This window comes from Terriglobus albidus (genome assembly GCF_025685425.1).
Taxonomy (GTDB): domain Bacteria; phylum Acidobacteriota; class Terriglobia; order Terriglobales; family Acidobacteriaceae; genus Terriglobus; species Terriglobus albidus.
This window is the reverse complement of the sequence record NZ_JAGTAS010000029.1, coordinates 45,818-64,348: the sequence shown is the minus strand read 5'-3', so window position 1 is coordinate 64,348 and position 18,531 is coordinate 45,818. Positions and strand designations below refer to the sequence as shown.

The window sequence follows — 18,531 nt, the reverse complement described above, 5'->3', positions numbered from 1 at the left end:
CTGCCACCGCGGATGGAAATCACAACCTACAATCTGCATAAGAAGGCTTCTCCTGATCTTCCTGATAGCTGGTCCTCGAAACCCTTACTATCTCGATCTTCGCTGAAGCCTTCTTCCTTATCCCATCCACATCTCGGCATAGCCGAGATGTGGGAGATTCGCGCTACGCGCGAACCGCCTTTGTTTGTCATTTCGTAGGGACCAACGGGAACGGAGAAATCTGCTTCTCTTCCGCTGTAGAGCGGGCCGTCAGTCCGTTATCGTTTCTCCCCGGTCTAATCTGTTACCCATCTGCCCGGTCTAAACTGTTACCTATCTCCCAGGCTGCACAGACGTGGCAAGACATGCGGCTTCAGCCGCTGAGGTACATTCGGATTCCCATTGCCCTCAGAGGCTGAAGCCCCATTATCGCGGAGGCTTTGACGGGACGGCTGAAGCCGTCCCCTTAAGCAAGGCAATCGCGCTTAGCGCGATACTCGATAGTTTGCGGAGAAACCACGAAGTATCGACAACAGAGTACCTACCGGCTGAAGTTCGTCTGCTTCTTCTCCTGCTCGCGTTCCAGTGCCAGCTGGATCAGGCGATCGATCAACTGCGGATAAGTAAGACCGGTAGCCTCCCACAGCTTGGGATACATGCTGATCGAAGTAAAGCCCGGCATGGTGTTGATCTCGTTCAACACAATCTTGGGGTTCTTGATCTTCTTTCCCTTGGCGTTAAGCGCCGGCTCCATGAGGAAGTCCACGCGCGCCAGGCCGGCGCAATCGCAGGCGCGGAAGGCGGCAATCGCCATCTCGCGGATCTTCTTCGCTTCGCCTTTAGTGAGCTTCGCCGGGATCACCGGCTCCGAGGTGCTGGTGGAGTCGTACTTCGACTCATAGTCATAAAACTCACGGTCAGGGACAATCTCGCCGACCACCGAGGCCTCCGGGAGATCATTGCCCAGAACGGCAACCTCAAGCTCGCGCGGCTTCACACCTGCTCCACCGACCCCTTCCTCGATGACGATCTTGCGGTCGTACGAAGCTGCAAGATCCATGGCTGCGGCCAGCTCGCTGCGGTCATGCACCTTGCTGATGCCCACCGACGAGCCCAGGTTCGCAGGCTTCACAAAAACGGGATACTGCAGTTTCTTTTCGATCTTGCGAGTGACGCGCTTCGCATCAGTACTCCACTCGCCGCGCAGCACGGTCACATGTGGCGTAATGGGAAGCCCCTCGGCGAGGAACATCCGCTTCATCGCATCCTTGTCCATGCCGGTCGATGACCCCAGAACACCGGAACCGACGTAGGCGATATCCGCCAGCTCAAAAAGCCCCTGAATGGTCCCGTCTTCGCCGAAGGTGCCGTGCAGGACAGGAAAGACCACATCAAGCCCATGAGCGTCCGAATTGGCTGCGGATGCCGGAGCAAGCCCCTTGCCGGCCTTCTTCGCCGCCACCTTCACCTTGGGCGCGGGCGGAATGATGGTGACGCCGGCGTCAGACTCCTGCACCGCCGTCTCACCTTCCAGCAGAGCCTGCGCTCCTCCACCGCTGAGCCACTGGCCCTGTTTGGTAATGCCGATGGGCACGACCTCGTACTTCCTGGGGTCCATAGCCTTCAGGATGGAAGCGGCAGAACGCAGGGAGACCTCATGCTCACCACTGCGGCCACCGAACAAAACGCCGACGCGAAGCTTCTTTTTCATCACTTATGAGGGTACGGCTTGGCGGCAGGCGAAGGAAGTCTGGCTGGAGGTTAACTGTTGGGATACCGCCGTAGGGAAGGGATGTCGCGAAAGAAACCGGAAAGGTGTCCTGAAACTTGACAGGCTTTACCGCGAAGGCTGGGGTCCTGGGCGGACTCATTCGCCGGGGCTTGGTGTAAGGTATCGCGCTTTGCGCGATTGCCTTGCTTAAGGGGACGGCTTTCAGCCGTCCCGTCGAAGCCCCCGCGATAGTGGGGCTTTCAGCCCCTGAGGGCAATGGGAATCCAAATGTACCTCAGCGGCTGAAGCCGCATCTCTCCTCACGTTGGTACGGCATGGCTGAAGCCATGCCCTTAAGCAAGACGGATCACCGCAGGCGCGATACTCCCACATCTGCTACGCAGATATGGGGCACCCGGTCAGGTGGCTCAATACGCGTCTTTGCTCTGAATGAAGCTCTGCGGTGTGCCGTCTTCGGGATTCACGAAGTGGATATCCGTCGGCTCACGGCGAGGTGTGTCGATGGCGAGAAAGACAACCGGACCTTCGAAGATCTCGGGCATCGCATGCACCGTTTCTTTCTTAAAGACGAGGAAAGTCCCCGGACCGAATTCACTGCTGTGCTCCGGGCTCTCCATCCAGAAGGTGCCGCGGCCTGAGATCACGTAGAGATGCTCGTTGCTCAGCTTATGAAAGTGAGGCGGCGTTGGCCGGTAGACGCGGAAGATACGCGTGCTCGCCTCCGGCTCATCGGTCATGTAGTGATCGAGGAGAAGAGATGCTGCCTCGTTCGGAAATGCACTTGCAATCGCAGCCGTATCAAAGCGGCCAGCCTTGCTTGTTGCTGCCATCTCTTCTCCTCGATTGATTACGGGTAAATCCTGTTCAGCGTACGAGCAAACGGGATGGTCTCGCGCACATGGTCGAGACCACAGACCCATGCCACCACACGCTCAATCCCCATGCCGAAGCCGGCGTGCGGCACTGAGCCATACTTGCGCAGATCCAGATACCACTGGAAGGCTTCGAGTGGCAGGTCGTGGGCTTCGATACGGCTCTTCAACAGCTCATAGCTCGAAACACGCTGGCTGCCTCCGATGATCTCGCCGTAGCCTTCAGGCGCCAGCACATCCAGGCACAGCGCCTTGGTCGGGTCCTTCGGGTCCGGCTCCATGTAGAAGGCTTTCACTGCGGCCGGATAGCGATGCACCATCACCGGACGATCGAACTGACTGGAGATGTAGGTCTCGTCCGGAGACCCAAAGTCATCACCATAGGTATGGGGATTTTCGATAGCGCCCTTCTTGTACGCCTCTTCCAGCATGGCGTGGGCCTCATCGTAGCTGATCTTCGGGAAGGGAGCCTGGATGGCTTCCAGCTTCGCGACATCACGCTGCAGGACCTTCAGATCGGCCTGATGGCCTTCGAGCACGCGCTTCACGATGTGCGAGACAAAGTTCTCCGCCAGCTCCATCAGGCCATCGAGCTCCAGATACGCAACCTCAGGCTCGATCATCCAGAACTCGGTCAAGTGGCGGCGGGTCTTGGACTTCTCCGCGCGGAAGGTCGGGCCGAAGCTGTAGACCTTGCCCAGCGCCAGCGCTGTGGCCTCGATGTAGAGCTGGCCGCTCTGCGTCAGATAGGCCTTTTCCTGGTCGAAGTAGTCCATCTCGAAGAGCTCCGAGGTGCCCTCGCAGGCGTTCGGCGTTAGGATGGGCGGATCGGTGCGGATAAAACCGTTGGTGTCGAAGTACTCCTGCGCCGCGCGCATGATGGTGGCGCGGATCCGCAGAATGGCCGACTGCCGCGGCGTGCGCACCCAGAGGTGGCGGTGCTCCATCAGGAAGTCGACACCGTGTTCCTTCAGCGAGATGGGGAAGGGCGTCTCCTCGGGAATGCGATGGATGACCTCAATGTTTTCGACATCCAGTTCGAAGCCCGAGGGAGCGCGCTTGTCCGCCCGTACTTTGCCGGTGACCACCACCGATGACTCCTGCGTCAGGTTTTTGATGGTCGTGAAGACCTCTTCCGGCACAGCTGCCTTAGGCACAATGCCCTGGATGGTGCCGGTGCCGTCACGGAAGATTGGAAAGAGCAGCTTGCCGCTCTCGCGAAGGTTGTAGAGCCACCCGCGCAGGGTGACGGTCTGGCCTTCGTGCTGGGCAAGCGAGGCGATAGTAGCGAGGGGGGCGGCGGAGACTGCGGAATCACTCATTGCGGATTCCATTCTAGCCCCGTAGGTCGGGCTTATCGCCTGACCTACTCCGGAAGTCAAAATGACCTCAGAATCTCAACTGACCCGAAACTGGGTGCCCCATCCATCGCATAGCGATGGGTGGGATATTTGCGAGGAATTTTGCTATGGACCCAGCCCCAAAAAGACGGTTCGAGCTTCGCTCGAATACCCAGGTCCCCGAGGGCCCCCCAAAGAACAAGTTCCTTGGGGACCCCGGGCATGGGGCACCCGGTGTATGGGCTCCGTCCTAAACTCCAAGGAGCTTCCAGGCCTCTACGGCCTTCTGTGACGCTGTCTCGGCAGTCTCGTGCAGCTCGTGGGTGATCTCCAGGACGCCGATGGGCGTCTGTGGAAGAGTGGCGATGAGCTCAGCAGCCTTCTTCCAGTCGATTCCACCGGCACCGGGCCACAGGTGCTCATCGCGGGTACCGTTGTTGTCGTGCAGATGCAGTTCGCGGATACGCGTCGCCAACAGAGTCAGAGCCTCTTCCACGCCGTTGGGACGCAGATGACAGTGCCCCAGGTCGACACAGATGTTTACGGTATCGAAGTGGCCGACGTGCAGAATCTCTAAGAGGTGCTCCGGCGAAGTGACGTCATTGTCCAGCGTCTCGATCAGTGTCTTGATTCCGAGCGGGCCGGCAAAAGCCTTGATATGTTCGATAGCCGTCAGAGAGTTCTCCAGGGCACGCGGCGACCAGGTGTCGCCCTTCTGCCCGAGGTGCAGAACGATCGACTCGAACGGAATGAAGTCAGCCGACTCCAGCGAGCGCTTGATCTCGTCCATGGCCTCGATCCGTTTGGACTTGTCCGGATCGATCAGATTGACCGTCTGCGACAGGTCGCGGGACCAGTGGGCGCGATCGTGCAATGGCTGATGCAGCGTGGCCAGTACGTTGTTCGAACGGAACCAGTTAGCCAACTCGCGGGTGGCGGAACGGTCTGTGTAATCAAAGTGATGGCGCGCGGCGAAGATCTCAATAGCCTCTGCTCCCCCGGACGCGAGGGCGTCAAGGAGACCAGGATGGAGCCGCTGCTCCAGAAAAACGTGTGTGGAAATGGCCCTAATCATCCGAACATTTGACGATATAGGCTACCCAAGGTTGCGCAAAAGTGGTTTGTTTGGTTCATGATTCACCTCGGCAGAACCACCTTGCCCGTACGACATGATTGAATGGTGAATCGTGGAGGGAATCGGATGCGCCGCGTTGCTGTAATCGCCCTTGGATTGAGTGTAGGTGTGGCCTGGTGCCAGGCTCCGGCAAGTGAACAGAACCCGGTACCGGAACAGCAGGTGGTAAAACCTGCCGAAGCCGCCGCTCCGGCAACACCTGCGCCGGTCGCGGTACAAAAAGTGCAGGTACCCGACCAGATCTCGATGCCTACCGAAAAGACGGTCGCCGGCCTGCAGGGGCGTGTTCTGGACTTCGCCCAGCTCGGCCGCTATCGTGACGAGAATGCCAAGCTCGCGCCTCCCGCTCCGGGCGAGAAGCGGGTGGTCTTCTACGGCGATTCCATTACCGACGCCTGGGGACGCCGCGCGGGAAAGTTCTTTCCCGGTAAACCCTGGATCAACCGCGGTATCAGCGGGCAGACGACACAGCAAATGCTCATCCGCTTCCAGCAGGATGTCGTTCACCTGAAACCCGTCGCCGTTGTCATTCTTGCTGGCACCAATGACGTCGCCGGCAATACCGGCCCGGAAAACCTGCAGATGGTCCAGGACAACATCACCAGCATGGAGGCCATCGCCAAAGCAAACAACATCCGTGTAGTGCTGGCCAGCGTTCTGCCGGCGAAGAAGTTCAACTGGAACCCTGACGTACAGCCGGCCGAGACGATCCGCACACTGAACCAGTGGATCGAACAGTACTGCGCAAAAGAAAAACTCACCTTCCTGAACTACTATCCCGCGCTGGTCGACAACGAAGGCGGCATGAAGGAAGATCTGGCTGCCGATAAGACCGTGCACCCCAATGATGCCGGGTATGCGGTGATGGAACCCTTGGCGCAGGCAGCGGTGGAGAAAGCCTTAAAGTAAGAGTTAAAAGTTGAAAGTTAAAAGTTGAAGCGTTAACGCATGGGTGAGACGAACACGATCACTCATCTGGCAAACGATAAAGCAAGGCATGGGTAAGGAACAGAGTTTCGCTGCCCATGCCTTAACGCTTTAACTTGCAACTTTTAACTTTCAATCTTGACAACTCAATACGCACAATCGTATTGAGTTGTCATGCGACCTTCTCTTCGTGAAGACATTCTCAAGGCCGGCCTGAAGGTAATGTTCAAGTCGGGATATCAGGGCGCGTCGGTCCGCGACATCTGTGAAGCGGCCGGAGCTCCGCATGGCTCGTTCACCAATCACTTCCGCTCAAAAGAGGCCTTTGCCCAGGAGGTTCTCGACCGGTACTTCGAGAACCTGCAGGGACATATCCAGCGATCGCTCGGCGACCGGACACTTTCACCGCGCCGGCGGCTGGAGCGTTACCTGGAGATCATCAGCGATGTATTGGCTGCGGATAAATGGGGCCGTGGATGCCTGATCGGCGATTTCAGCCTGGAAACGGTCACGCACAGCAAACGCCTGCGTCAGCGGCTGGAGGAGATCTTCGAGGAATGGCGCGAGCCGTTCGCCGCCTGCATCGCCGAAGCGCAGGCGACCGGCGAGATTGGCAACACCTTTGACCCCGTAGATCTGGCTGAGTTCCTTCTCTCCTCATGGGAAGGAGCCATCCTTCGCATGAAAGTCGAGCGGGGACCGGCCGCACTGGAACGTTTTCGCAAGATCATCTTTCAAACCGTGTTCAAGGGGCAACGATGAGCGTACTGAATGATGTGCTGTTGTCTCAGGTCGAGGTTCTGGACTCGACCATGGCTTACCGCGAAGCAGGAACCTCTGAAGCAGGAACTCTGGGCGCGCCAGTGGCGCTGTTTCTGCATGGAAATCCAACGTCGTCCTACATCTGGCGCAACATCCTTCCGCTCGTGGCTCCGGTCGCGCATTGCATCGCGCCGGACCTGATCGGCTTCGGACAATCCGGCAAGCCGGCGATTGAGTATCGGTTCGCAGATCATGTCCGTTACCTCGATGCCTTTCTCGAACGGATGAACATCACATCGGCATATCTCGTCGCGCAGGACTGGGGCACCGCACTCGCCTTTCACCTGGCAGCACGCAGGCCGGAGCTTGTGCGTGGACTTGCGTTCATGGAGTTCATCCGCCCCATGCCCACATGGAACGATTTCCATCCTGCACAGATCGAAACCTTCCAACGCTTCAGAACACCTGGCGTGGGCGAAGCGATGATCCTCGAGAGCAATATCTTCGTTGAAGGCATACTTCCGGCAGCGACCGCACGAAAGCTCACCCAGGAAGAGATGGCGGTCTACCGCGCTCCATTTCCGACGCCGGAATCGCGCCGTCCCACTTGGCGGTTTCCCAACGAGTTGCCCATCGCAGGGACTCCCAGCGATGTGTACACCACGCTGGAGGAAGCACACCGCGCACTCGCCGCATCCACCTACCCGAAGCTGCTGTTCGTGGGCAATCCAGGAGCGTTGATCTCGCCCGCATTCGCAGAAAGCTTCACGAAGAACCTGAAGAACTGTGAGGTCGTACAGCTTCGTTCGGGCCTTCACTACCTGCAGGAAGATCATCCGGATGTGATTGGAGCGAATATCAAGGAATGGATTGAGGAGTTAAAAGTTGCAAGTTAAAAGTTAAAACGTTAACGCATGGGCGAGGCAGAATGCGTTGCGACCCCAAACGAAAAAGCGAGGCATGGGTGAAGAACAAAGTTCTTGCTATCCATGCCTTAACCCCTTTAACTTGCAACTTTTAACTTTTAACTTTTCTCAATATCCCGCTGCTTTTCCAAACTTCCGCCGGTTATCGTGTCCGCCCAGGAGTTCTCCAGTCTTGGGATCGACAGCAATCAACTCGCTATCTCCCCAGACACCTGGATTCTTCTCGTCGAACTCGCCGGAGCGTTTGATGGTATATCCCGTCGCCTTCAACTGCTCCACCACATCGAGCGGGAACTTCTTTTCCACACTTAGCTCATCAGGAAGGTACTGGTGATGGAAGCGCGGCGCGTCTGCCGCCTGCTGTACGTCGAGATGGTTGTCAAGGATGGAGATGATGTTGTTGGCCACCGTCGAGATGATGGTAGGGCCGCCGGGCGAGCCCAGCACGAAACGCACCTTCCCTTTGCGATACCAGTGATTCTTCGTCGTCACGATGGTAGGTGTCATGGCCGAAAGAGGCCGTTTGCCGGGGGCGATTGCGTTGGCCGGTCCTTGGATCAGTCCGAAGCCGTTGGGCACGCCCATCTTGGAGGCGAAGTCATCCATCTCATCGTTGAGCAGAAAGCCCAGGCCGTCGACGGTCACTGAAGAGCCGAACAGAAAGTTCAGTGTGTAAGTATTGGCCACCGCCATGCCATCCGCATCCATCACAGAAAAATGCGTGGTCTCGGTCGACTCCTTTGCCGGAGGAACTGTCGGTGCGGGAGGCATGATACCTGCGGGACGAACCAGATCCTTCGAAGGCGTGGGCTTGCCGACCGTGATGGTCTTACGCCAGGCCTCGTGATACTTCGGATTAGCCATCTCCTTCAGCGGCATCTTCATGAAGTCGGGATCGCCGAGATAATCGCCGCGGTCCATGAAGGCGCGGCGAAACGCTTCAGTAATCAGGTTCACCTGCGCCGCGCTGCGGTCCGCACCAAACTTGGGCAGGTTATAGCCGGTCAGGATGCCCAGCGACTCCAGCAGCACAATACCGCCTGAGCTCGGCGGCGGCGAAGTGATGATGTGATAGCCGTGATAGTCACCCTCGATGGGCTTACGATCTTTCACTTCGTAGGCAGCCAGATCGGCGACGGTGATGAGGCCACCGTTCTTTGCCTCGAAGTCGGCGATCTGCCGCGCCATTTTGCCCTTATAGAACTCGGTGGGATCGGCAACGATGCGGCGCAGCGTCGCCGCCAGCTCCGGCTGTTTGAAGACTTCACCGGCCTTATAGAAGTCGCCGTCGCGCTGGTAGATACGATGCGATGTGGGAAACTTCGCCAGATTGGCGCTATGCAGCGTGTTCACTTCCTCGTCGGTAAAGGTGAAGCCTTCTTCCGCGAGACGGATGGCAGGCGCCATGATCTTCGCAAGTCCGAGCTTGCCGAAGTGCTGTTCCGCATAGGTAAGTCCGGCAACCGTCCCCGGCACGCCGCTGGCCTTGTAACCGGTGATCGACATGCGCGGAATGACATTGCCCTTCTCGTCGAGATACATATTGGCCGAGGCCGCCGCAGGCGCCTTCTCGCGGTAGTCAAGGAAGTGCGTCTTGCCATGCTTATCGCGGATGAGCATAAAGCCGCCACCGCCGATATTGCCCGCCTGCGGGTACACAACCGCCAGAGCGAAGCCGACAGCCACGGCCGCATCCACGGCATTTCCGCCCTGTTTCAGCATCTCTAAACCGGCATCTGAGGCATCGTGGTGAATGCTGACCACCATGCCGTGGCGGGCGCGCACCGGCTCCGGTGACTGCGCCTGCATTGCAACAACCTCAAAGGGAAGAGCGAGCGAAAACAGAGATACGGCGGCAGCGATCGACCGGCAAGTCAACGGGCATTGCTCCTTATTGGCGGTACGGATGTCACCAGCATAAATCTTCTATTCACAAACCCCGTGACCTTGCGAAGGAAGATACTGCAGCAGATACGGTGCGTACTATTTCCTCGCCTCGTCCGTCCTACGACATATCGCAAAAACATCACCGGCATGACGGCCATGGGGCCGATATGAAAGCATTAGGACTGTAATGTCAGACTCTTCCCAACGGCTGGGATCGGCAGCCAGCGCCTTTCGTTCGCGCAATTTTCGCTTTTACCAGTCAGCCCGCCTGGTGGGAATCCTGGGCGCCGAAGCACAGACCATCGCTGTAGCCTGGCAGGTTTACCAGATCACACACCGTGCCATCGATCTTGGCTACACCGGCCTGGCGCTCTTTCTTCCCGGAATCTTCTTCGCTCTCTTCGCGGGCCATGTCGCCGACCGGTATGACCGGCGCAACATCATCCGCATCTGCTACATCCTGCAGGCGGTCTGCACCGCGGCGCTGCTGTGGGTAGCGCTGTCCGGCACCAGGAATGTGCTGTATATCTACGGCATCCTCTTCCTGATTGGTACAGGCCGCGCCTTCAGCGGACCCGCCAGTTCCGCCCTGGTGCCGCAACTCGTGCCCAGGGATGACTTCTTCAACGCCGTCACCTGGGGCGCGACCTTCTTCCAGATCGCCAATGTCGCCGGACCGGCCCTGGGCGGCATTCTGTTCACTCTGCCTCTCAGCGGCTCGCTCGCCTTTCTGCGTGGAGCACCCCTTGTCTATTGCTTCACCATCGCGGGACTCACCGCCTTCGTCATTCTGATCAGCATGGTCAAGCCCCAGGGCGCGCCCGCCAGACGGGAGAACGTAAGCCTCAAGACGGTGCTGGCCGGTCTGCACTACCTCTGGTACAAGAAGCTGCTGCTTGGCTCCATCTCACTGGATCTCTTCGCCGTGTTGCTGGGCGGCGCTGTCTCGCTGATGCCGATCTTCGCGCAGGAGATTCTGCACGCCGGCCCTGCGGGCCTGGGTATGCTGCGCGCCGCGCCTTCCGTTGGCGCGCTTACCGTCTCGCTGCTGCTGACTGTCAAGCCGATCCGCCACGATGCAGGGAAGAAGATGCTGACCTGCGTTGGCATCTACGGCGTGGCCACGATTCTCTTCGGCCTTTCGAAGTCGCTGTGGCTCTCGCTGGCGGCGCTTGCGATTGTGGGAGCGAGCGATATGGTCAGCGTCGTCGTCCGCTCGTCTCTGTTGCAGATGGCCACACCGCCGGAGATGCGGGGACGTGTCAGCGCGGTGAACTGGCTCTTTCTCGGAGCGTCGAACGAGTTCGGCGAGTTCGAGTCCGGCCTGACAGCGCAGTGGTTGGGAGCTGTGCGCGCGGTGGTCGTCGGCGGCATTCTGTCAGTCACTGTCACCGCGCTGTGGAGCATTCTCTTCAAGCCGCTGCGCGATGTCGATCAGTTGTCGTCCGAGACACTGCTCTCCGCCAACGAGATGCAGACGGCAGCCGAGCCCGTGGAATAGAGCCTTTTCCTGCTGGTGGCGCTTCGGGATTCCAGCAACAGAGGAAAGGCTCTAGTAAGCTTCTTGGCATGGAGACCGGGAAGAAGATTGCTATTGGCTGTACCGTTGCCGTTGTCCTCGTTGTCGGAGGCCGCCTGGGCATGATCGCCTATCAGCGCCACCAGGCCGCAACCGCAGTCGTAGAAAAGCCTACTTTTGAGTGGAAGCTGACCGACGATGACATGGTGCACCTGAAGCACCTCTACCCCAGCACCATGAAGGACGCGAAAGACCTGATCGGCAAACGCGTCTGGATCTCCGCCGGTGGCCAGATGGAGTACTTCCCTTATGCCGGCAAACAGGTGCAATGGAGTAAGAAGGCCGGCACGCTGCTGGGCGCGCAGCCCATGGACATCAAGGACATGATTACGCAGCGTCCGCCTAAGAGCGTGATCGCAACCCAGCGCATCCCTGCCGATAGCACGGCCATCATGGCGGTCTTCTCCAAGCCGGAGGAGAAAGAGACCTATGCCGCAACTGTCGGCTATATCGAGAACGGCCAGTACACCTTCTATCTGGACGAGATGTTCTTCTATGACGATCCGCACACGCTCTACAAGCACTGGGGAGCGGAGAACTGGGCAGCGATCGACAAGCACGAGGCCAAACTCGGCATGAGCGAGAACATGATGATGATGGCCCTGGGACAGGTGAGCCAGAGCGGAAGTCAGAAAAAGGGCGACCGCACAGTGCATTACTACAACCTGGATAAGCCCTACGACGTAACCTTCGTCAACGACAAGGCGACGAAGATCGAACCTTCAAAATAGCTTTTTTTTGTTTTGTGTTTTGGTTGGGAATTTAGGGTATTCCTAACCCACCCTAGCGTTGCGAGGGTGGGGCACCCGGCTAGAGTAACTATCGGTAGAAAAGCGGATTTCTCCGCTACGCTCCGAAATGACAAACAAAAAGATACCCGGCAGGAAAGCGCTGAAGGCGCGTTCCATACCAGCCTGGGGCAACGCCCCAGGTTTCGGTGCCCACAAAATATCGAAGGGCTGAAGGCCCGCTCTATAACTCTTAACTCGATGCGAATTTGTCGACATCTCGGAAGGGTTATGTTCGTACAAGCTAAAGAATTTTGCATCGGGAAAAAAGGCCGAGCCCATGTCCGGGTCTCCAACGAACGTGTTCGTTGGGGTGGTGTCCCTGAGGGACATAGGCACCAATGCATGGGGTCTATCGAATTTATCGATAGGCCCTAATTCCGCCCCAGATAAGTCTTGTACTGCGTCTCCACAACACCGGTGTTGCGTGCGAGCTGCAGCTTTGCCTGGTTGTACTGGAAATTTGCTGTCACATACTGCGACTGGGCGGCGGCAAGCTGGGCCTCGGCCTGCACCACCGGCAGGTTGTCGTCCACGCCGGCCTGGTAGCGGTCAATGGTGTCTCTCAGCGCCTGGCTGGCCAGGTCGACATTCGATCCTGCGACCTTCACCCGCTCCGAGGTGGAGGTCACATCCAGCATCGCGGAACGAAGCTGCTGATCAATGCCCACGCGAAGGTCGGCGATCTGGTTCCGCAATGACTCCAGCTGAGCATCAGCCACCTGGCGATCGCCCCTGAAGCGAGACTCGGCAAAGATCGGCACATCCAGCTTCGCCATGGCGCTGAAGGTGCCGTGATACAGGCCGCTGGTAGCCGCATTCGGAATATAGCCGCCGGTGACGCCGTAGTTGCCCTCGAAGCTCAGGGCAGGAAGACGCTCATAGGTGATCGCGCGGCGCTGGCGCTCGTAGACGCGGATCTGAGCCTGCAGGCGGAGAAAGTCCTTCCGCCGCTGATAGGCAAGGTTCTTGGCATCCGGAAGAGCCATCTGCGCAAGCTCGGAGTAGGGAACGATGTCGGTCAGCTCAATCGACTGGTTTGCCGGCAGGCCGATCAGGCGATTCAGCGAAATCTTGTCCTTGGCCAGCGCATTCTCAGCGCTGATCAGCGCCTGTTGCTGCTGCTGAAACTGCGATCGCGCCCGCAGCACATCGAGATTGGTCCCGACGCCGGCATCATGCTGTGCCTGCGCCTGCCGCAGAACCTCTTCTTCCTGCTTCAGCAGAGCCTGATTATTGGCGACATTGGCCGCATCCGCCAGGATGCTGAGATAGGTGGTTCCCACCTGGAGCACCACATCGCCGCGAACCGTGGCCGTATTCAGTTCGGCGACCTGCTGCTGCGATTTAGCGGCACGGTAGATCTCGATGGCCGGCATATTGAACAGGTACTGCTGCAGGTTGACCTGTGCCGTGACGGTATCGACCTTCACGATATTTGGAATCGCCGAAGCCGGAATACCGAAGGTGCTCAACAGTCGTCCAGACTTGGTGGGGCTGAAACCCAGAGCCGCCAGGCTGATCTCTGCCCGGTTCGCCGTCCCCTGAATGGACATATTTGGAGTAATGGCCTGCAACGCCGTGCCCACCTGCCCGTGGAGCGAACGCTGCTGCTGCCGCGCCACAATGAGCTGTACATTGTGCTCCATGCCGAGCTGGATGGCCTCATCCAGCGTCAATCGCCGGACCTCGGAGGTGGCTACGCTGATGGGCACACCATCCAATTTGATCTGCGCGGCAGAGGGGGCGTCCGGAAGGTTCGAGATCGGCGGAATGGTGGTCGTATCCTGCGCCAGAACGAGCGAAGCAGCGAGGGGGAGGGCAGCAGAAACCGATCGTATGGCGCGCGTAAGTCGAGTCATCTTCAGGCGTTCGTCTGTTGTTAGATTGTCTCCGCCTGGGGACGGTTGCGCAAAATTCTCCCGGCGGGAAAAACGAGTAAAATCAGCTTGCTCGCCCCGGCTGCCCGGCGACGTCCTTTAATCAACCCATTATGATGCGTACACCCAAGCTCCTGCTCGCCCTTGCCCTCACCGCCACTGCCGCCGCCGTACCAGCAGTCGCCCAGTTTGTCAGCGGCCAGGCGCCCTCGACGACCTTCAAAGACACCTCCATGCTGAAGCCCCCGGCCGGCGCCAAAGTAGCCATCTGGGAGTTTGTCGACCTGGAATGCCCGGCCTGCTCCCGTGCCTACCCCCTGGTGCACGAGCTGAGCATGAAATACGGCGTCCCCGTCGTCATGAAGGACTTTCCCCTGGGCGGAGCGCATATCTGGAGCTTTGACGCCGCCGTCTACGCCCGTTACATGCAGGACAAGCTTCCCAACGGCAAGAACATCGCCGACCAATACCGCCTGGCCATCTTCCAGAACCAGAACATGATCGCCAGCAAAGACGATCTGCTGCGGGCGACCCAGAAGTTCCTGGCCGACCGCAAACAGCAGCTTCCCTTTGTCGTCGACCCGCAGGGTGAGCTGGCCAACGAGGTCAAGGCCGACCGCGCACTGGGCGACCGCATCGGCATCAACCAGACCCCAACCATCTGGGTAGTAACCGACAAGGCCTTTCAGCAGATCTCGGACTTTGAACAGATTGAGCCTGCCATCCAGAACGCCAAGGCGCAGGCCGGCAGCAGCAGTACCGAAACTAAGAAGATCGCGAAAAAGTAGTCTTCACCCAATAATCGAGAGAAAAGGCCGCCCCGGGCGGCCTTTCTTCGTTGCTTTTATCGGAGCGTGTGTCGGAAAAAGCTGAGAAGGGTGAAGAAAATAACGCCGGCGCCGAAGACAAACAGAGCCGCAATCACGATCGGCCATACGGCCCCTTCTTTCGCCGGAAACGCCTCTTCGTCGAACTTACGCCGCCGGTCAGCAAACATCAGGAAGATGCGATTGCCGTAACCCGTCTTCAACACCGGTGACCTCATGGAGCCCCCGAGAATGTATCGACCCTCATTCTCGGATCGAAAGTATACGAAGTACATAAAGACGCGCGCAAATCGTGCCGGAGCAGGCAAAACCCAGTTAGCGGCTTGATGGCCAGACGCGTTGTACTGTGCGATAGAGAACATCTTTCCGCTCGTCTGCATTGAAAAACGGGATCTCTTCGCGATAGAGCGCCAGCCGTTGCTCGTAGCTTGCAAGCTCTGTCTTGATAGGCCAGTCGGTACCTCCCATAATGCGCTGCGATCCGAAGGCATCGCGTACCCGCGCCACCATCTCATAGCTGTCACGGAACGGATAGCTCTGCCGCGAGAGCGACCACAGATGGGTGATCTTAACGAAAACACGCGGATAACGTGCCAGATCCAATAGCTTTGCAAGCGAAGCTGTGTCCCCGATGGGACAGTCAGCCATGTGGTCGATCACGACCGTGAGGTCCTGATGATGGTCGATCAACGGACGCACATCCGGCAGGCGTGAAGCCGGCAACAACAAAGTCATCGGTACGTGCAGCCGTTGACACTGCCCCCACAACGCATACATTTGCGGTTTGCGAATCCAATCACCGGAGTCATCGGCGGCGGGACTCAATCGCACACCGTCGCAGCCCTGTGAGGTCCAGTAAATCAACTGGTCCGAGGCATCCCGGGCCTCCGGATTAACGCGACACACTCCGGCAAACTTTCCGGGAAACCGCCTGAGGCAATCCACGAGATAGCGGTTGTCCCACTTGTAATGAATCACCTGGATCAGCACTGTGCGCGCCACCTGGTTGGCCTCCATGCGCCGCAGCAGTGTCTCCACCGAGGCGTCAATGCCCTCAGGAACATTGGCTCCTTCGGCAAAAGGAAACCGCGGATCCTTCACCCAGACATGCACGTGGGAGTCGATGGCCTGCGGCCCGACGGTCTGCGGCGTGTCCTCCGCCATCACAGGAAGAACAGCGCCTGCCATGATTGCCGCAACTGCATTTGTAAGAAAGGCCCGGCGGCTGTAACGCATGCTTCCTCCTGGCACAGCCACAATAATCCTGCGCCGCTCAGGCCTGCAATGTCTGCATCTCACGCCTCCAGAGTCGCATCGGATAGCATGGTGCGGGAACAAGGAGGGCTGATGTCGAAGGTTCGTGTCGCGGGTTTTGGAGTGTCCATCGATGGCTTTAGTGCAGGGCCGGAACAGAGTCTCAACGATCCATTGGGCAAGGGCGGGTTTGAGATCTTTCAGTGGTTCTTTCACACCAGAACCTTCAAGGCGATGCATAGCGATGACGGCGGCGGCTCCACGGATGTGGACGACAGCTTCGCCCATCGCGCGATGGATAACTTCGGAGCCTTCATCCTTGGCCGCAACATGTTCGGCCCTGTCCGTGGTCCGTGGCCCGATGACTCATGGAAAGGCTGGTGGGGACCGAACCCGCCATATCACGCACCGACCTTTGTGCTGACACACTATGAGCGGCCACCGCTTGTAATGGAAGGTGGCACAACATTCTTCTTCGTTACCGGCGGCATTGACGAGGCGCTGCAACGCGCCAAGGCCGCTGCAAAGGATAAAGACGTGAAGATCGGCGGAGGCGTCTCCACCGTGCGTGAATACTTACGGGCCGGACACGTCGACTCGATTCATCTTGCGGTATCGCCCGTCTTCCTCGGCAAAGGCGAACCGCTCTTCCATGGCATCGATCTACCATCGCTCGGCTTCTCGATAACGGAGAAGGTCGTCACCGAAAAGGCGACACACCTCGTGCTGGAGAAGCAATAAAGTCCATTCACGCAAACACCGGGTGCCCCATCGCAACGCGATGGGTGGGATATTCGAGCGCAGCTCGAATAGTTTCTTTTGTCATTTCGCAGAGTTCGGGATCCCTGACCAGCTTTGCTGGCTGGGGCGAGAAATCTGCTTGGAATCGTTTCTTCGCGGTCTCCCGCGAAGAAACGAGTATCGCGCTTGGCGCGATTGTCTTGCTTAAGGGCACGGCTTCAGCCGTGCCAAAACAGTGCTTGAAAGATTCGCGGCTTTAGCCGCTGAGGTACTTGAGCTGAAAAGCCTGCCCTCAGCGGCTAAAAGCCGCCTTCTTTGCTGATGTCATTACGGGACGGCTGAAAGCCGTCCCCTTAAGCAAAGCAGATCGAGCTGTGCTCGATCTGCTTTGTCTTCGCCAAAGAAGAGAACAGCCGGTCCTTCGCTAATCACCCCCGCGAACAAGTTCGCTGGGGACCCCGAAACGCTCAGGATGACAAACTTAGGAATTCCGCCTCACCTAGTGATGCTTAAAAAACTGGATCGCTCGCTCGTGCTTCTCCGCCGCCTCGCGACTTGAGAACGTACCCAGATTTTTACGCTTGCCCGTCTTCTTATCGGCGTGGCGGCTGTAGATACGGAATTCGCCGGATTTGAGTTTACGGATCATAACCGCGTTGGATGCAGCATGTCCTACGAAGGGAAGCCTTCTCACACCAAGGAGCAAAAAGAAGAACGCTCCCTGAAGGGAGCGTTCTTCGCGATACCACTAAAGCCGTTACTGGATCTGCACCAACTCACCATGACCTGCCGAAGCACCGGGACTGGTCTGGCTGGTCTGCGGTGCGCGCCAATGGTCGATATAGCTGACCTGGTGCACACAACTGATCGTGCAGCTCGGGCTGCAGGTCTTCTCCGTCAGGAACTCGCGCTTTACATCCGCTGTGGTGTACTGCGATAGCGGCGTCGCGGGGAAGCCGCGCTGCTGGCTGCAGTAATGCACCAGGCCGTTCTCGCAGACGTAGAGATAGCGTCCGCCGGCGCGGCAGCGCCAGTCGTTGGTCTTACCGTTCGCAATCGCTTCCTGGAAGTGATTGAAGCGCGAGTAGCTGCGGCGCGTCAGCTTTCGAACCGCATCCCACACCTTGCGCTCTTCGCCGCCCAGCGGCTTCAACTGTCCGTCACCGTCGTGGATGATGCCGATGGTCGAGCTGAAACCCAGTCCCAGGGCACGCTGCGAGATGGTGTAAGCATCCTGCGGATTCTGGATACCGCCGCCGACCACGGAGTTGATGTTCACGTGGAAGTCAGCATGCTCGGCAAGCCATACCAGGCGCTGGTCCAGCACCTTAAGCGACTTCTTGGAGACCTCGTCGGGCATGACATTGTCGATCGAGATCTGCATGTGATCCAGACCCGCCTTGTTCAGACGCTGGATCCGCTCGGCGTTCAGCAGATAACCATTGGTGATCATGCCGGCGATGGCGCCGGTCCTGCGGATACGCGCAATGATCTGGTCCAGCTCCGGATGCAGCAACGGCTCACCACCGGAGATCGTAATCACCGAGGTGCCCAGGCGGCCAAGATCGTCGATACGGCGAAGCATCTCATCCAGCGGCACCGGCTTCGAGTGATCGTCGTACTCGTTGCAGTAGGCGCAGGCCAGGTTGCAGCGGCGCATCGGCACAATCTGCGCCATATATGGATGCCCGGTGGAGAGCAGAGCATGGGCAATAGAGCCCAATTCGCGCATGCGGCGCACAGCGCCCCTTACGCGGCGGCGAAGCGGCATGGGCCGCGGAGTCTTCTGGATAGCGGACTGCGTCATGGTGACTGCTTTATTTTACCCTTTGCCCTCTTCGGAACCCCTTTTGGGTACATCCGATGCAAATCCGATGGCATACTGAAACCACCCATTCACAA

The 18,531-nt window shown here is 58.4% G+C and carries 17 protein-coding genes; 7 read left to right on the top strand and 10 right to left on the bottom strand.

The genetic code is table 11. From position 1 onward, the window contains the following. Positions 1-520 precede the first annotated feature (520 nt). The 4 genes from OHL21_RS05800 to OHL21_RS05785 all read right to left on the bottom strand — a co-directional run bounded on the left by OHL21_RS05800 (position 521) and on the right by OHL21_RS05785 (position 4,998). Positions 521-1,690, bottom strand: coding sequence for a D-alanine--D-alanine ligase family protein (locus OHL21_RS05800; RefSeq protein ID WP_263416300.1), 1,170 nt, complete (start codon positions 1,688-1,690; stop codon positions 521-523). Positions 1,691-2,118: 428 nt separating this feature from the next. Further along, entirely contained in the window at positions 2,119-2,541 is a 423-nt protein-coding gene (locus OHL21_RS05795) for a cupin domain-containing protein (RefSeq protein WP_263416299.1), read from the bottom strand. A 17-nt stretch (positions 2,542-2,558) separates the two neighbouring features. Then, positions 2,559-3,905, bottom strand: a complete 1,347-nt coding sequence (gene asnS, locus OHL21_RS05790) for an asparagine--tRNA ligase (RefSeq protein ID WP_263416298.1) — start codon at positions 3,903-3,905, stop codon at positions 2,559-2,561. A gap of 268 nt (positions 3,906-4,173) precedes the next feature. Then, positions 4,174-4,998: a sugar phosphate isomerase/epimerase family protein gene (locus tag OHL21_RS05785; protein WP_263416297.1), complete on the bottom strand. Its 825-nt coding sequence runs from the start codon at positions 4,996-4,998 to the stop codon at positions 4,174-4,176. A gap of 126 nt (positions 4,999-5,124) precedes the next feature. Here OHL21_RS05785 and OHL21_RS05780 point away from each other — a divergent pair, with 126 nt between their 5' ends. From OHL21_RS05780 to OHL21_RS05770, 3 genes are all read left to right on the top strand, one after another. Continuing rightward, the gene (locus OHL21_RS05780) at positions 5,125-5,967 is read left to right on the top strand and encodes an SGNH/GDSL hydrolase family protein (RefSeq protein ID WP_263416296.1); all 843 of its coding nucleotides are present in this window, start codon (positions 5,125-5,127) and stop codon (positions 5,965-5,967) included. Between the two features lie 192 nt (positions 5,968-6,159). Next, positions 6,160-6,747, top strand: a complete 588-nt coding sequence (locus tag OHL21_RS05775) for a TetR/AcrR family transcriptional regulator (protein WP_263416295.1) — start codon at positions 6,160-6,162, stop codon at positions 6,745-6,747. Beyond that, positions 6,744-7,643 carry a haloalkane dehalogenase gene (locus OHL21_RS05770; RefSeq protein ID WP_263416294.1) on the top strand — a complete coding sequence of 300 codons (900 nt, stop codon included), beginning with the start codon at positions 6,744-6,746 and terminating at the stop codon, positions 7,641-7,643. Before OHL21_RS05775 ends, OHL21_RS05770 begins: the two co-directional genes overlap by 4 nt. Before the next feature lie 138 nt (positions 7,644-7,781). On the opposite strand, the gene ggt is transcribed toward OHL21_RS05770, so the two are convergent. Continuing rightward, positions 7,782-9,551 (bottom strand): gamma-glutamyltransferase, encoded by a 1,770-nt coding sequence (gene ggt / locus OHL21_RS05765; protein ID WP_317889961.1) that lies wholly within the window; start codon positions 9,549-9,551, stop codon positions 7,782-7,784. A 196-nt stretch (positions 9,552-9,747) separates the two neighbouring features. Between ggt and OHL21_RS05760 the strand changes: the two genes are divergently transcribed. Beyond that, positions 9,748-11,061, top strand: a complete 1,314-nt coding sequence (locus OHL21_RS05760; protein ID WP_263416293.1) for an MFS transporter — start codon at positions 9,748-9,750, stop codon at positions 11,059-11,061. 68 nt (positions 11,062-11,129) lie between these two features. Beyond that, positions 11,130-11,870, top strand: a complete 741-nt coding sequence (locus tag OHL21_RS05755; RefSeq protein ID WP_263416292.1) for a hypothetical protein — start codon at positions 11,130-11,132, stop codon at positions 11,868-11,870. A 431-nt stretch (positions 11,871-12,301) separates the two neighbouring features. Here the strand turns inward: OHL21_RS05755 and OHL21_RS05750 are convergent, their stop codons facing one another. Next, the gene (locus tag OHL21_RS05750) at positions 12,302-13,789 is read right to left on the bottom strand and encodes a TolC family protein (RefSeq protein ID WP_263416291.1); all 1,488 of its coding nucleotides are present in this window, start codon (positions 13,787-13,789) and stop codon (positions 12,302-12,304) included. Between the two features lie 131 nt (positions 13,790-13,920). Here OHL21_RS05750 and OHL21_RS05745 point away from each other — a divergent pair, with 131 nt between their 5' ends. Further along, a complete protein-coding gene (locus tag OHL21_RS05745; protein WP_263416290.1) occupies positions 13,921-14,595 on the top strand; it encodes a DsbA family protein in 675 nt (224 codons plus the stop codon). Positions 14,596-14,651: 56 nt separating this feature from the next. Here OHL21_RS05745 and OHL21_RS05740 read toward each other — a convergent pair whose 3' ends face one another. Both OHL21_RS05740 and OHL21_RS05735 read right to left on the bottom strand, forming a co-directional pair. Next, positions 14,652-14,840 carry a hypothetical protein gene (locus OHL21_RS05740; protein ID WP_263416289.1) on the bottom strand — a complete coding sequence of 63 codons (189 nt, stop codon included), beginning with the start codon at positions 14,838-14,840 and terminating at the stop codon, positions 14,652-14,654. 109 nt (positions 14,841-14,949) lie between these two features. Next, positions 14,950-15,870 (bottom strand): amidohydrolase family protein, encoded by a 921-nt coding sequence (locus OHL21_RS05735; protein WP_263416288.1) that lies wholly within the window; start codon positions 15,868-15,870, stop codon positions 14,950-14,952. A 111-nt stretch (positions 15,871-15,981) separates the two neighbouring features. On the opposite strand from OHL21_RS05735, the gene OHL21_RS05730 reads away from it, so the two are divergent. Then, positions 15,982-16,629: a dihydrofolate reductase family protein gene (locus OHL21_RS05730; protein WP_263416287.1), complete on the top strand. Its 648-nt coding sequence runs from the start codon at positions 15,982-15,984 to the stop codon at positions 16,627-16,629. Positions 16,630-17,128: 499 nt separating this feature from the next. On the opposite strand, the gene OHL21_RS05725 is transcribed toward OHL21_RS05730, so the two are convergent. Together OHL21_RS05725 and OHL21_RS05720 are read right to left on the bottom strand one after the other, a co-directional pair. Beyond that, a complete protein-coding gene (locus tag OHL21_RS05725) occupies positions 17,129-17,278 on the bottom strand; it encodes a hypothetical protein (RefSeq protein ID WP_187143281.1) in 150 nt (49 codons plus the stop codon). A 108-nt stretch (positions 17,279-17,386) separates the two neighbouring features. Next, positions 17,387-18,436, bottom strand: a complete 1,050-nt coding sequence (locus tag OHL21_RS05720; RefSeq protein WP_263416286.1) for a radical SAM protein — start codon at positions 18,434-18,436, stop codon at positions 17,387-17,389. Positions 18,437-18,531 lie beyond the last annotated feature (95 nt).